Annotated in this window: 23 protein-coding genes; all 23 read right to left on the bottom strand. The window is 39.7% G+C overall.

Translation table 11 applies throughout. The features are described from left to right. Positions 1-6 precede the first annotated feature (6 nt). The 23 genes from map to rpsJ all read right to left on the bottom strand — a co-directional run bounded on the left by map (position 7) and on the right by rpsJ (position 13,013). Positions 7-783 (bottom strand): type I methionyl aminopeptidase, encoded by a 777-nt coding sequence (gene map / locus AB1721_00540; protein ID MEW5805209.1) that lies wholly within the window; start codon positions 781-783, stop codon positions 7-9. 185 nt (positions 784-968) lie between these two features. Next, complete coding sequence (locus tag AB1721_00535; protein MEW5805208.1) at positions 969-1,634, bottom strand: nucleoside monophosphate kinase; 666 nt, start codon at positions 1,632-1,634, stop codon at positions 969-971. Positions 1,635-1,742: 108 nt separating this feature from the next. Next, entirely contained in the window at positions 1,743-3,014 is a 1,272-nt protein-coding gene (gene secY, locus AB1721_00530; GenBank protein MEW5805207.1) for a preprotein translocase subunit SecY, read from the bottom strand. A gap of 2 nt (positions 3,015-3,016) precedes the next feature. Beyond that, a complete protein-coding gene (locus AB1721_00525) occupies positions 3,017-3,451 on the bottom strand; it encodes an uL15 family ribosomal protein (GenBank protein ID MEW5805206.1) in 435 nt (144 codons plus the stop codon). A 95-nt stretch (positions 3,452-3,546) separates the two neighbouring features. Further along, positions 3,547-4,008 (bottom strand): 30S ribosomal protein S5, encoded by a 462-nt coding sequence (locus AB1721_00520; GenBank protein ID MEW5805205.1) that lies wholly within the window; start codon positions 4,006-4,008, stop codon positions 3,547-3,549. Between the two features lie 35 nt (positions 4,009-4,043). Then, complete coding sequence (gene rplR / locus AB1721_00515; GenBank protein MEW5805204.1) at positions 4,044-4,412, bottom strand: 50S ribosomal protein L18; 369 nt, start codon at positions 4,410-4,412, stop codon at positions 4,044-4,046. Positions 4,413-4,462: 50 nt separating this feature from the next. Beyond that, positions 4,463-5,011 carry a 50S ribosomal protein L6 gene (gene rplF, locus AB1721_00510; GenBank protein MEW5805203.1) on the bottom strand — a complete coding sequence of 183 codons (549 nt, stop codon included), beginning with the start codon at positions 5,009-5,011 and terminating at the stop codon, positions 4,463-4,465. 3 nt (positions 5,012-5,014) lie between these two features. Continuing rightward, positions 5,015-5,395 carry a 30S ribosomal protein S8 gene (gene rpsH / locus AB1721_00505; protein ID MEW5805202.1) on the bottom strand — a complete coding sequence of 127 codons (381 nt, stop codon included), beginning with the start codon at positions 5,393-5,395 and terminating at the stop codon, positions 5,015-5,017. Positions 5,396-5,549: 154 nt separating this feature from the next. Further along, entirely contained in the window at positions 5,550-5,735 is a 186-nt protein-coding gene (locus tag AB1721_00500) for a type Z 30S ribosomal protein S14 (GenBank protein MEW5805201.1), read from the bottom strand. A gap of 20 nt (positions 5,736-5,755) precedes the next feature. Further along, a complete protein-coding gene (gene rplE, locus AB1721_00495; GenBank protein ID MEW5805200.1) occupies positions 5,756-6,328 on the bottom strand; it encodes a 50S ribosomal protein L5 in 573 nt (190 codons plus the stop codon). Continuing rightward, positions 6,310-6,630: a 50S ribosomal protein L24 gene (gene rplX / locus AB1721_00490; protein MEW5805199.1), complete on the bottom strand. Its 321-nt coding sequence runs from the start codon at positions 6,628-6,630 to the stop codon at positions 6,310-6,312. The genes rplE and rplX overlap by 19 nt, the downstream gene beginning before the upstream one ends. A 38-nt stretch (positions 6,631-6,668) precedes the next feature. Beyond that, positions 6,669-7,037 (bottom strand): 50S ribosomal protein L14, encoded by a 369-nt coding sequence (gene rplN / locus AB1721_00485; GenBank protein MEW5805198.1) that lies wholly within the window; start codon positions 7,035-7,037, stop codon positions 6,669-6,671. Positions 7,038-7,127: 90 nt separating this feature from the next. Next, the gene (gene rpsQ, locus AB1721_00480) at positions 7,128-7,388 is read right to left on the bottom strand and encodes a 30S ribosomal protein S17 (GenBank protein MEW5805197.1); all 261 of its coding nucleotides are present in this window, start codon (positions 7,386-7,388) and stop codon (positions 7,128-7,130) included. Further along, entirely contained in the window at positions 7,372-7,578 is a 207-nt protein-coding gene (rpmC, locus tag AB1721_00475; protein ID MEW5805196.1) for a 50S ribosomal protein L29, read from the bottom strand. The genes rpsQ and rpmC overlap by 17 nt, the downstream gene beginning before the upstream one ends. 11 nt (positions 7,579-7,589) lie before the next feature. Further along, positions 7,590-8,003, bottom strand: coding sequence for a 50S ribosomal protein L16 (gene rplP / locus AB1721_00470; protein MEW5805195.1), 414 nt, complete (start codon positions 8,001-8,003; stop codon positions 7,590-7,592). 4 nt (positions 8,004-8,007) lie between these two features. Continuing rightward, complete coding sequence (gene rpsC, locus AB1721_00465; protein ID MEW5805194.1) at positions 8,008-8,697, bottom strand: 30S ribosomal protein S3; 690 nt, start codon at positions 8,695-8,697, stop codon at positions 8,008-8,010. A 133-nt stretch (positions 8,698-8,830) separates the two neighbouring features. Further along, on the bottom strand, positions 8,831-9,340 hold the full coding sequence (rplV, locus tag AB1721_00460; protein MEW5805193.1) for a 50S ribosomal protein L22: 510 nt from the start codon (positions 9,338-9,340) through the stop codon (positions 8,831-8,833). 154 nt (positions 9,341-9,494) lie between these two features. Next, positions 9,495-9,794 carry a 30S ribosomal protein S19 gene (gene rpsS / locus AB1721_00455; GenBank protein ID MEW5805192.1) on the bottom strand — a complete coding sequence of 100 codons (300 nt, stop codon included), beginning with the start codon at positions 9,792-9,794 and terminating at the stop codon, positions 9,495-9,497. Between the two features lie 89 nt (positions 9,795-9,883). After that, positions 9,884-10,723: a 50S ribosomal protein L2 gene (rplB, locus tag AB1721_00450; GenBank protein MEW5805191.1), complete on the bottom strand. Its 840-nt coding sequence runs from the start codon at positions 10,721-10,723 to the stop codon at positions 9,884-9,886. 79 nt (positions 10,724-10,802) lie between these two features. Continuing rightward, positions 10,803-11,192 (bottom strand): 50S ribosomal protein L23, encoded by a 390-nt coding sequence (gene rplW, locus AB1721_00445; protein MEW5805190.1) that lies wholly within the window; start codon positions 11,190-11,192, stop codon positions 10,803-10,805. Position 11,193: 1 nt separating this feature from the next. Next, positions 11,194-11,856 (bottom strand): 50S ribosomal protein L4, encoded by a 663-nt coding sequence (rplD, locus tag AB1721_00440; GenBank protein MEW5805189.1) that lies wholly within the window; start codon positions 11,854-11,856, stop codon positions 11,194-11,196. 3 nt (positions 11,857-11,859) lie between these two features. Continuing rightward, positions 11,860-12,480 carry a 50S ribosomal protein L3 gene (rplC, locus tag AB1721_00435; protein ID MEW5805188.1) on the bottom strand — a complete coding sequence of 207 codons (621 nt, stop codon included), beginning with the start codon at positions 12,478-12,480 and terminating at the stop codon, positions 11,860-11,862. A 203-nt stretch (positions 12,481-12,683) separates the two neighbouring features. After that, the gene (gene rpsJ, locus AB1721_00430; protein MEW5805187.1) at positions 12,684-13,013 is read right to left on the bottom strand and encodes a 30S ribosomal protein S10; all 330 of its coding nucleotides are present in this window, start codon (positions 13,011-13,013) and stop codon (positions 12,684-12,686) included. Positions 13,014-13,020: the final 7 nt, after the last annotated feature.

The raw sequence follows: 13,020 nt of genomic DNA, 5'->3' as shown, positions 1-13,020 counted from the left end.
TACTTTCTACTTGATACTTTTCAATTCTGTTACCACTAATGGTTTATCTTGAGTGATTACTACTGTATGTTCAGACTGAGCGGACAAAGAGTTATCCAAAGTAATAAAACTGCCGTCTTCTAACTCTAAAATCTCGCCAGAACCGAAGCAGGCCATTGGCTCCAAAGCTAAAATCATGCCGGGTTCAAGCTTTACTCCTTGGTTTTTTTTGCCAAAATTGGGCACTGCCGGCTCTTCATGGACCGCATAGCCAACTCCATGGCCAACCAGATCTTTAACCACCGAAAAACCGGACTTTTTTATGGTTGTTTCAATAGCAAAACCAATATCGCCAATGGTTTTACCAACCAAGCATTGTTTGATTCCTGCTTCCAAAGCTTTTTCTGTTGCTTTGATTAGTTTCTTTGTTTTAGCAGGAATCTTACCGATCCCAACCGTAAAAGCTGAATCAACATACATCTCAGCATAAATCAAACCAGCGTCAACTGTAACCAAATCTCCTTCTTTAAAAACTATCTTTTCTTTAGGAATCCCGTGGACAATTGTTTCATTAACCGAAACACAGATATTAGCCGGATAGGGTTTTAAATGCGGCGCCGGCCGGTATTTAAAAAACGAAGGCCGGCTATGATATTTTTTCATCAAATAACCAGCCCGGCGGTCTAATTCGGCCGCAGAGATGCCTGGATAGCAAAGCTTTTTCAATTCACTCAAAACTAAAGCCAAGCGCCTGCCAGCTGCTTGCAGCAGCTTAATTTCCTTATCAGATTTAATCGTAATCATTATGATACCAATAATATACGAATCTAATGCTAATCAGCTAATATGCGAATAAATTGTTTATAGATTTAATTTTATAATCTCTGTTATTCGCAAATTTGTAGATTCGGATAAAATTTGTAGATTAGTATAATAAATTGTTATTCGCAATTCGTAGATTAGCATAAGATTTGCAGATTAGCATCATTTTATATTATTTTCTTTAGTTTACTCCACAGTTCTTTAAAAACCTCAGGCACGTCTTGCTTACCGTTAACATAGATCAACCGTTTTTTAGTTTTATAATAATCAATTGTCGGCAAAACCTCTTTTTTAAAAAACTTCAGCCGGTTTAAAATTGCTTTATTATTGTCATCTTTTCGTTTTATAATTGGGCCGCCGCAAACCGGACAGATTTTAGGATTTTGATCCAACAGTTTATACGGCACTGGCTGGCCGCATTTTTTGCAGACCAATCTTTTTAACAATCTTTTTTTTGCTTCTTGGTCAGAAATATCCAGATGAATTGCGATTGGCTTTATCCCAAACATCCATTGGCAAACCTCATCCATCACCAAAGCTTGGGCAATAGTTCTTGGCGTGCCTTCAAAAATAATATTTGGAGTTGAAGCCGGAAGATTTAACAGCTCGGTTTGCCAGAGATAATCAGTCAGCCAATCCGGCGCCAAATAACCTTTATTTATCTTAGCACTAACTTTTTTTGCCAAAGCCGAATCTTGCTTAATAAAAGCCCGCAGCATATCACCAGAATAAATATGCTTAACCGGCTTAAGCTTGTTTTTTAAAAGCTCTATTTGGGTGCCTTTGCCAGACCCAGACTTGCCGATAACGCAAAAAATTCTAAATTTAGCCATACATAACAATGTTAATAATTGAAATTATAACAAGTTTTATGTATTAAAAACAAACCCGCACGGTTAAGTGCGAGATTATTTAAATTTTAAATCTTTAAAAACAGCAATTTAAAACGCTTCGTATTCGCGCATTAACAGCTGAGCCCGCAACTGGCGAACAGTTTCTAAGGCCACTGAAACAACAATTAAAAGCGAGGTCCCTCCTAAGGTTAAAGTGCTGATGCCGGTCATTGATTGAACCGCCAAAGGCAGAATCGCAATAATCCCCAGAAAGATTGCTCCTAAAAAGGTAATCCGGTATAAAATTCTGCCTAAAAACTCGGCCGTGTTTTGGCCCGGCCTGATTCCGGGGATAAATCCGCCTTGGTGCTGAAGATTTTTTGAAATCTCGTTCGGATCAAAAGTAATTAAAGTATAAAAATAAGTAAAAGCAAAAACCAGAATAAAATAAGAAAATCCATAAATCAACTGGTTATTGAAAAATGACTGCAGATTCAAAGCTAATTTCAATAAAGTTTCGTTTTTGCTCAAGCTCAAAATCTGAGCTAATAAACCCGGAAAAAGCAAAATTGAGATGGCAAAGATAATCGGAATCACGCCGGCCTGGTTAATCTTCAGCGGCAGATAAGTGTTAGCTCCGCCGTAAACCTTCATTCCCCGAACCCTTTTGGCATAACTAATCGGCACCCTCCTTTCCGCCTCATTAATTAAAACCACACTGCCAATCGTCACCAAACCAAGAACAAGGAAAATCAGATAAGATGGAATCTGGGAATAATCAAAAGTGATAATATTTGTTCTAATCGCATTCGGCAGATCGGTGACAATACCGGCAAAAATAATCAAAGAACTGCCATTGCCGATTTTCTGTTCTGAAATCAGCTCGCCTAACCACATAAAAATAACCGAACCGGCAGTAATCAAGCTTAGGTTGCGGAAAAGCTCAAATCCGGAAAGCTCTAAAATCACTCCCTGGTTTTTTAAATAGCTCAAAAAAGCAAACCCCTGGATAAAAGCCAAAACTACGGTCAAGAATCTGGTATAGCGGACAAACTTTGCCCGGCCGGCTTCGCCTTGCTCATAATACATTTCTTTCAAAGACGGGAAGATCATCGTCAGAAGCTGAAAAATAATTGAGGCAGTAATATACGGGCCGATTCCGAGCATTGCCACGGAAAAATTAGCCAAAGCGCCGCCGGAAAAAATATTCACCAAACCAAGATATTGGTTCTGCAAGAAAAAAGCTTTTAACCTTTCCGTGTCTGCGCCCGGAACCGGCACCGCAGCAAAAAATCGGGTTACCAATAAAAGTCCGGTAACAATCAGAATTTTCTTCCTTAAATCTTTGGCTTTAAAAAGCGAGAGAATAGCTTTAAACATATCTAATCAGCAGTTCCGCCTGCTTTTTCAATTAATTGCTTGGCAGTTTTTGAATAAAACAAGCCCGAGAAACTTAATTTTTTATTTAATCCGCCCTTGGCTAAAATCTTAACCCGAGTTTGTTTTTTCACCAAGCCGCGCTGAACCAGGGTCTTTAAATTAACAATCTCGCCTTGATTAAACGTTTTGTTTATCTCGCTAAGATTAACTCCGAATTCCGCGGCTCTGGTTTTAGACGGACGATTGACAAACCTAATTCCCCGTTTTTTCGGAATCCTTAAAATCGCTTCTTTTTTTTCAGATTTTATCTTTGCCCCAGCCCGAGCTTTCTGTCCTTTCATCCCTTTGCCTGAATAAGTTCCTCGCTTGCCGCCGCGGCCGATTCTTTTTTTCTTTTTCAGCTTATTTTTCGGCTGGATTTCATTAATTAAAACCATAAATTTTACTAATCTGTTAATAAATATTTAATATGCGTCCGGTGAAATTTGTAAACAATAAATAATCTGTATATTTATATATTCAAAATTATTCTTTATTGGCTTAATTTCTTCAGAGCTTTAATTGCCGCGGTCGCATTAGTCAGCTTATTGGTTGTCCGGCCAAGATTTTTTGCCACCGCGTCTTTTACTCCGGCAAAAGAAAGTATAATCCGGGCCGGGCCGCCGGCAATTAACCCTCGTCCCTTTTTACCCGGCTTAATTAAAATCCTGGCGCTTGAGTGTTTGGCTTCAACTTCGCGGCTTATTGCCCCGTCAACAATAGGAACCTCAATAATATTTTTCTGGGCTTGAAAGATAGATTTCTCTATTGCTTTAGAAACATCGCCGGCCTTGGCCACTCCAACTCCAACCTTGCTCTGAAAATCGCCAATCACCATCACCACACGAAAACTCAAGCGTTTGCCTCCGCCAACAACTCGGGTCACCCGATTAATCTCAAGCAGTTTTTGCTGCCATTGGTCTTCTTTTCTTTTTGAAACTGTCACTCTCGCCATAAACCTGTGAATTTGCTAATTGTTTATATCCTAAATTAAAAGGCCAATCCGCCTTCTCTAGCGCCTTCAGCCAATTTTTTGATCTGGCCATGGTAAAGATACCCGCCTCGGTCAAAAACAACTGTTTTAATTCCCTGGCTTTTTGCTTTTTCCGCTAAAAGTTTACCGGCACTGAAAGCCCGGTCCAATCCGGATTCATTTTTCTTTGCTTTAGTCAAATGCTGGTCAGAAACTGACGCCAAAGTAATCTGCTTCTCGTCATCAATTAATTGGGCAAAAATATGCTTGTTAGAACGGAAAACAGACAAGCGGGGCCGCTTGGCAGTGCCAAAAACTCTTGCCCGAATTCGCTCATGCCGTCTTTCTTTTTTTTGCTTTCTTATCTTTGCTTTAGATTCTAACATAGTTTTATTCGTGTGCGCCTATTCGTTAAGGCTATTCGCATAGATATTGACTAAGCGGCGCCGGCCATCTTCTTGCCCGCTTTTCTTTTAATTATCTCGTCTTGATAACGTATCCCGGTGCCTTTGTAGGGCTCAACTTTTCTTGTTTTTCTAATCTTGGCGGCGAAAAGTCCGACCAATTCTTTATCTATTCCGGAAACTTTAATCTCTCCTTTGCCCGCCTCAATCTCAATACCTTCAGGAATTTGCAGTTTAACCGGGTGAGAATAGCCCAAGTTTAAAACCAGTTCTTTACCATTGACTTCCGCCCGATAACCAACTCCTTCAAAAAGCAGAACCTTCCCAAACGGCTGGGAGACGCCAACCACCATATTATTAATCACTGCCCTTATCGTGCCCCAGAGAGAGCGATATTTTTTATTCAGATTCTCCGGAGGAATAATCTCTAACTGGTTATTTGCCAATGATAATTTGAATCCGGACAAAGCCAGTTTTTTAGTCAGACTTCCTTTTGGCCCCTTAGCAGTAACAGAATTGTCTTCCCAGTTAAGCTCAACCCCTTCAGGCAGAATAATAATTTTTTTCCCGATTTTGGACATAAATTAACTGATTAAGCAAATTAATTCTCCGCCAAGCTTGTTTTTCTTTGCCTGCTCGCCTGTCATTAAGCCCTTGGGAGTTGAAACGATTAAAATCGCTCCCCTGGGCCAGCGAAAATCGGCAAACCCAGAATACAGCCTTTGGCCCGGTTTAGAAATCCTTTTCAGTTGGCTGATTGCTCCTTGACCATCATTATATTTTAAAGTTATCTCTAAATATTTTTTTTCTTTTTTCCCGCCTCGGCCGACAGCGCTAATAAAACCCAAGCCATTAAGAACTTCGGCTAATTCAGACTTAAATTTAGAATAAGGAACTTTAACAGTTTCTTTTTTAACTGCCTGGGCATTTCTGATTGAGGTGAGCATGTTAGCAATCGTATCCATATAATCCTACTAATGTACTAATAAATACTAATAATACCAATACCATTATAGACAACTCTCAATGTTATACACTTTGTGAGACTCATATAAATGATATAAATAAATGATAGATATTTGTATATTTGTGTTGATTCGTATATTCGCGATTACCTTCTTACCAGCTGGATTTTTTTACGCCCGGAATCAATCCTTGGCTAGCCATTTCCCGAAAGCAGATCCGGCAAAGATTAAAATCCCTTAAATAACCCCTTTTCCGGCCACAACGAAAACAGCGCCTGACTATTCTGGTTGAGTATTTGGGCTTTTTCTTTGCCCGGGCAATAACTGATTTTTTCGCCATACAATATCGTTAAATAAAAGCTACCTTTGAAAGGGAAAACTCATTAATTGATAAAGCTCTAGGGCCTGGTCCCGATCTCTTACTTGGGGAACAACAGTAATCTGCAAACCGTAAAGACGGCTAAAATCTTTTTCCATTGTTTCCGGAAAAACAATATGCTCTTTAATCCCAAAATTTAAAATCCCGTTTTGAGAAACTGATTTTTGAGGAATCCCTCGAAAATCCCTAACTTGAGGCAAAACTAAATTCAAAAACCGCTCTAAAAAATCATACATTCTCTGGCCCCTTAAAGTAACTGACAGGCCGATTGTCTCTCCCTGCCTTAATTTAAACCCGGCAATTGATTTCTTTGCTTGATTTAAGCGCGGTTTTTGGCCGGTAATCAAACTTAGGAGTTCGGAAACTTCATCAAGCACCTGATTCTTCTGGCTCTTTTTATCTTCGCCAGAAACTAACCGCCCGATCCCGCAGTTAACCACGACTTTTTCTATCTTGGGAATCTGGTATATATTACCTAAGCCAAGCTTTTTTTTCAACTCGGCGGCAATCTCATTTTCAAATTTTTGTTTCAAACTCATATTTTTGCTTGGCATTTTTTACAAATTCGGGATTTATTCTTACCTTCAACAACATAGCCGATCCGAACCGGCTTTGAACAAGAAGAGCAAACCAGCATCAATTTAGCTAAATCAACCGGCTGGGGCAAATCAATAATTTCGCCTTTTTCTCCGGCTTTTTTTGGCCGCCTAATTTTCTTAACTAAAAACAGCCCTTCAACTATTGCTTTGCGCTTGCTTGGGATAACTCGAATTACTTTTCCTTGCTTGCCTTTGTCTTTTCCGGAAATCGCCCGGACCAGGTCGCCTTTTTTAATTTTTAATTTTGGCTGTGTCATAAAATTACAAATCTACAAATTTTTATACTTTTACGGCTTTAAAGAATTTCTCCGGCTAAAGAAACAATTTTGTCAAAACCCTTTTCCTTTATCTCTCTGGCAATCGGGCCGAAAATCCTTCCGCCTTTAGGCAGTTTGCCTTTATCCAAAATCACCACGGCATTGTCATCAAAACGGATATAAGAGCCGTCCTTTCTTCTTTTGGACTTTCGCTGGCGGACAATCACTGCCTTGACTTTATCATGTTTTTTCACCGGTTTTCTTGGTTCTGCTTCTTTAACCGCCACCATCACAATATCACCGATCTCTCCGTATTTCTTAGCTGAACCGCCATAAACCCGAAAGCATTGGACTAATTTTGCTCCGCTATTATCCGCCACTCTTAACATTGTTCTTAACTGAATCATAATAAGGTTACTAATTTACAAATTATTACGAATCTGCGAATTTGATATTTGTATATTTTGTCTTGATTTATATCTTCGTAATTTTAATAATTATTTCTTGGTTTTACCGATAATCTCCCAGCGTTTTTCTTTAGAAAGCGGCCGGGTTTCCTGAATTTCAACAAAATCCCCTTCGCGATACCGGTTTCCGAGATTATGAGCTTTAAACCGTTGGGAAAATTTAATTCTTTTTTTGTAAAGCTTATGATGCTTTACTCGCTTAACCAAAACCACCGCGGTCTGCTCCATTTTGGCTGAAACCACTTCTCCTTTTAATCTTCTTTTTTTTACTGGTTTAGATTTTTCTTCCATATTTCATCTTTAAAATTGTCTTTGCTTGGGCAAGCTGTTTCCTTGTTTTCGACAGCAAAGAGATGTTTTGTAATTTACCCATTTTCAAGTCAAATTTCAAGTTCCGCTGCTTAACTATCAGTTCTTGAATTAAATTAACTAATTCTAACTCGGTTTTATTCTCTAAATCTTTATTTTTCATCGTTGCCATTGACTTAAACGCTAATTTCGGCTAACCACTCTGGTTTTAAACGGAAGCTTATAACCAGCCTGTTTCAAAGACTCAACTGCGATTTCTCTTGTCACCCCGTCAACCTCAAAAATAATCCGCCCGGGCCGAACCGGAAAAACATAATGATCAACCGCGCCCTTGCCGCTGCCCATAGTTACTTCAGGCGGTTTTTTGGTTACCGGCTTGTCCGGAAAGACTCGAATCCACATCTTGCCGCCTTTTTTCACCCGTTTGGAAATCACTTTTCTAGCTGCTTCAATTTGGTTCGCGGTTAGCCATTTTGCTTCTAAGGACTGGATTCCAAAAGAGCCGAAAGCCAATTCTGTGCCTCGGGTTTCTTTAACTCTTTTTCTTGAACGGCCTTTGTGCCATTTTCTGTGTTTTATTTTTTTCGGCGCCAGCATATTGCTAAATCTCTAATTTTTTAGTTTCATCAAAATCCGTCTGCTCACCTTTATAAATCCAGACTTTAATCCCAAGAACCCCATAACTGCAATAAGCCCGATTTTCAGTATAATCAATCTTTGACCTTAAAGTAATCAAAGGAATTTTACCGTCGCTTAACCATTCGGTTCGGGAGATCTCAACTCCGCCCAAGCGGCCGGAAACTAAAATCTTTGCCCCTTTAACCTCTTTATAGCTCATAATTTTGCTCAAAGTGCTTTTCATCACCCGCCGGAAAGGGGCTCTTTTCTCCAAAGCCAAAGCAATGTTTTCTGAAACAATCCGGGCAGAGATTTCGGGTTTTTTCACCTCTTCAACGCTAATCTGAAGAACAAAGTCTTGGCTGTAATTATTTTTCTGTCGAAGCTTGCTGATATTTTTTTCCAGCTCCTGGCGAAGATCATTAATTCCGGTGCCGCCTCGACCGATAATAAACCCGGGCCGGGCGGAAAAAATAAACAGCTTTACCTCTTGGCCGCTTCTCTCAATCTCAATTCTCTCAATTCCGGAACGTTTGAACTTTTTATCAATTAAATCTCGAATTAGATGGTCTTCTTCTAAAAGAAAACCCAAATCTTTCCGTTTGAAATATCGGGAACGCCAGTTTTCAAAAATCCCTAAACGATGTGAAATTGGATTAGTCTTATGCGTCATAAAGTTACAAATTTACGAATAATTACAAATCTACAAATTATTTAATCTCATTAATTTATCTATAAATATAACTGAATCAATTTACAAGTTTTAATATTGGTATATTAGTATCAATTTGTATATTAGCAGCCTTTTAAATTGCCTTTCTCCGAAAAACTTTCTGTTTCACTCCGCTTGCCTTAGCCAACCTTTCTTTTTTCATCGGCCGCCTAGGAGGGGAACCGGCTTTTTCTGACCGAATAGCTGATTTTTTTGGCTTTTTCATCTTTAAACTTTGTTTTTTAGCAACTCGCTTGAGTTGTTTGCCCCGGATTGGAGACAAAAATAAAGTAATATGCGAGCTTCTTTTTCTAATCGGCGCCGCCATCCCTCTTGCCCGGGCTCTCATTCTTTTCAAAGTCGGACCCGGATCAACCAAAATATTTTCAACAAAAAGATCGGCCCGAGAAAGATTGTAATTGTTTTCTGCGTTGGCTCCGGCAGAAATCAATAATTTATACAAAGGTTTAACGCTTTTCTGGGGCAAAAACTTTAACTGGGATTCAGCCTCAACAAAACTCATCCCCTTGAGCAGGCGGGCTACTTGCCTGACCTTTTTCGGGGCAACTCTTAAATATTTTAATTTAGCAACAACTTTGTCCATCCTGTTAGAAATTTAAGAAGGTTAATTCATTATTCGAAAAAATAAAGACAATAGTTGACTTTATTTTGGTTAAAAATTTGATTCGTTTAATCATGGTTGAATTTCTAACGGGATCCATAAAATTTTACTAATGCTTTTACTGATGATAATTAAATTATTTAGTCGGTTTTTGTTTGGCTGCCTCTAAAGCTTTTTGCTTTTTGCCGCCATGTTTAATAAACTTTCTGGTTGGAGAAAATTCGCCTAATTTATGCCCAACCATCTCCTCAATTACTGCCACGGGAATAAAGTCTTTGCCATTATGAACCCCAAAAGTAAGACCAACCATTTCCGGGACAATGGTGCAGTCTCTTGACCAAGTCTTAATCACGGTTTTGTCTCCGGGTTTCAGTTTGGCTGCTTTTTTCAACAATTTTTGGTCAACGTATGGTCCTTTTTTTAAACTTCTTGACATATTTTCTTGCTTTGTAAAACTTTAAAACCCAAAATTTGAGGTTTAATTATAGCAAATTTTTTCAGTTTATTTAACCCCAGTCCAACAGGTTATTTTTTCTTTTTCGGCCGGCGCTGAAGAATTAATTTATTTGACCATTTTCTTTTTTTTCTGGTTTTTCTTCCGCCGGTAATATTACCCCACTTGTCTTTTGGCCTTTTTGTCCCCCGAGTAGTCCGGCCTTCGCCGCCCCCATAAGGATGGTCCCTTGGGTTCATTGCTTTGCCTCTGACTGTTGGCCGCCGCCCCATTAATCTAGATCTGCCGGCCTGTCCCAAACTGACCAACCGATGCTCAAAATTAGAGACCTGGCCAATCGTCGCAAACCCGGAAGAAGAAACCTTTCTTACCTCTCCTGAAGGCAGCTTAAGATGAGTGTATGTCCCCTCATGAGCCATAACTGTTGCATAAGCTCCGGCTGAACGGGCTAATTTTCCTTTTTGGCCGGAATGAAGCTCAATATTGCAAACCTGGGTCCCAACCGGGATATTTTCTAAACGGATCCGGTTGCCAATCTTAATCTCGGCTTTTTCAGCAACCTCAATCGTATCACCAACTTTAATGCCTGACGGCGCCAGCAAATAAACCCTTTTACCATTGCTAAGCAAAACCAAACTGATAAAAGCAGTCCGATTTGGGTCATACTCAAGAGTCTCAATCTTTCCGCTCAAGCCGAGAAATTTCTCGCCAAAATCAACTAAGCGATAGCGCCTTTTCGCCCCGCCGCCCCGATGCCTAACCGTAATCCGGCCAAAAGTGTTTCTTCCGGCAGTTTTTTTCTTGCCTTGAACTAAAGATTTCTTCGGTTTAACCTTGGACAAACCAGAATAATCAACCACTTGATAGTGCCGCCTTCCGGGTGTTTTTGGTTTTGAGGTTTTAATTGCCATAATAATTCAATTTTATTTTAATATTCAGCTCAAATGCCTTAATTCGTGTGCGCCTATTCGTTAAGGCTATTCGTGTACTTTAAAACAAATCAATCTTCTGCCCCGCAGCCAGATAAACTAAAGCTTTTTTAAAACCCGGGCGATAACCCTGGGTCCGGCCGAGATTTTTTGGTTTTTTCGGCAGATTAATAATTCTGACTTTCTCGACTTTAACTTTGTAAAATCTCTCTACTTCTTGTCCAACTGATTTTTTATTAGCTGAATTCTTCACCACAAAAACATAAGCATTATCCTTTTCTTTCAGCAAACTGGCTTTTTCGCTCAGATGCGGATGCCCAAGAATAATTTTTGTTCCGCTGCCGCCGCCAGTCGGAGCCAAAGCTTTTTTTTCTGCCTTGGGTAGATTTGTTTTTTTGCTCGCTTTGGCTTTCTTTGTTTTGGTCTTTTTAAAAATTCCTAAAGCTGACATTTTATTTAGTTAAATGCTTAATTAAATTTTCTAAACCGCTCTCCGGCATTAATAAATAAGGAAAATTAACCAAATCTAAAATATTAATATTCTTTACCGGAATGACTTTCAAATAATTGAGGTTGTAAAAAGCGCGGGCTTGGGTCGGAGATTCAAAATCATTAACCAGCAAAGTTTTTTTAGCCCTGCTTCCTGATTTTAAAATATTTTTCAAATAAGCTTCGGCCAGCTTAGTTTTTGGCTCTTTGAGTTTTATTTCTCCCTCTAAAATCAGAAATCGGTTTTGCTTTAGCTTGGAAGACAGAATCTGAAACAAAGCTTTTTGCTTCATCTTTTTATTGATTTTCTTTTGATAAGATTTTTCTTTAGTTGGCCCGTGGGCAACGCCGCCGCCAACCCAGATCGGCGACCGGATTGAGCCATGCCTGGCGCGGCCTAAGCCTTTCTGCCGCCAGGGTTTTTTCCCGCCGCCGCTGACTTCGGCCCTGGTTTTGGCATGAGCAGTCGGCTGGCGCTGATTTGAACGTAAAACATAAACAACCTGATGAATTAAATCATTGTTCAGTTCCAAGCCAAAAATATTTTCTGGCAACTCTATTTCCTTAACTATCTTCCCTTCAGAATTCCAGACAGAGACTTTTATTTTTCCAGTTTCACGTTTCATGTTCTATGTTTTATAACCCTTTATTTCGACTAAACTGCCAAAATGCCCCGGGATCGCGCCTTTAATAAATAGAATGTTTTTTTCCGGATCCAGGTCAACAACCTTCAATCCTTTAACTGTAACTCTTTCTGCGCCCATATGGCCGGCCATTCTGGTTCCTTTAATTACTCGCTGGGGAGTTGTCGCGCCGATTGAGCCCGGCCGCCTTAAGCTATGCTTTTGGCCATGGGTTTTTGGCCCGCCGTGAAAGCCGTGCCGCTTAACGACACCGGCAAAGCCCCGACCTTTGGAAAAACTGGAAACAGCCACTTTCTCTCCTTTAGCGAAAATCTCAACCGTAATCTCCTTCCCTTTTTCAAATTCAGCCTCTTCGCCTTGGTTAATTCTAAACTCGCGCAGATAATGCAGATTGCCTAAATTTTTTAAATGGCCTCTTAATGGTTTGGTCAACTTTTTTTTCTTGCTAAAACCAACCTGGACCGCCGAATAGCCGTCTTTGTCTTTGGTTTTGACCTGAGTAATAAAAACCGGACCGGCTTCAACCAAAGTCACCGGCAGAGCCGCTTTTGTTTCCGGCTCAAAAATCTGCATCATGCCTAATTTTTTCCCTAAAATAAACTTCATAGTTTTACGAAAATACGAATTTGTACCAATATACGAATACTATAAATCTATGATTGGTAAGAAATTAATTTGCATTCATTTGTAAATTTGTAATTATTCGTGAATTAGTAACCTTATAGCAAGTTGAAAAGCGTCTGATCAGGACGCTTTTCAATTAATTTTTGCTTAAACCTGAACCCTGATTTCCTGAAAACCCTTTCTGGTTAAACTGCCATTTTAACTTCAATCTCTGTCCCGGCGGGCAAGCTTAAATTAGTTAATGCCTCAATGGTTTTCGCTGAAGGGTTTAAAATATCAATCAGCCGTTTGTGGATTCTCATTTCAAATTGCTCTCGCGAATCCTTATGAACGAAAGTGGAGCGATTAACCGTATATTTTTTCACTTCGGTCGGCAAAGGCACCGGGCCAACCACTTCAGCGCCATAGCGGGTCGCGGTTTCAATAATCAACCGGCAAGAACTATCTATGACCTTATGGTCATAAGATCTAATCTTGATTCTCATCTTTTGTTTAGGTTCAGCTGCCTGAGGCATTAATTAA

The sequence above is a fragment of the Patescibacteria group bacterium genome (genome assembly GCA_040753135.1).
GTDB lineage: Bacteria > Patescibacteriota > Minisyncoccia > UBA6257 > Brennerbacteraceae > JBFMGR01.
The sequence above is the reverse complement of the archived record's forward strand: the minus strand, read 5'-3'. Positions and strand labels throughout refer to the sequence as shown.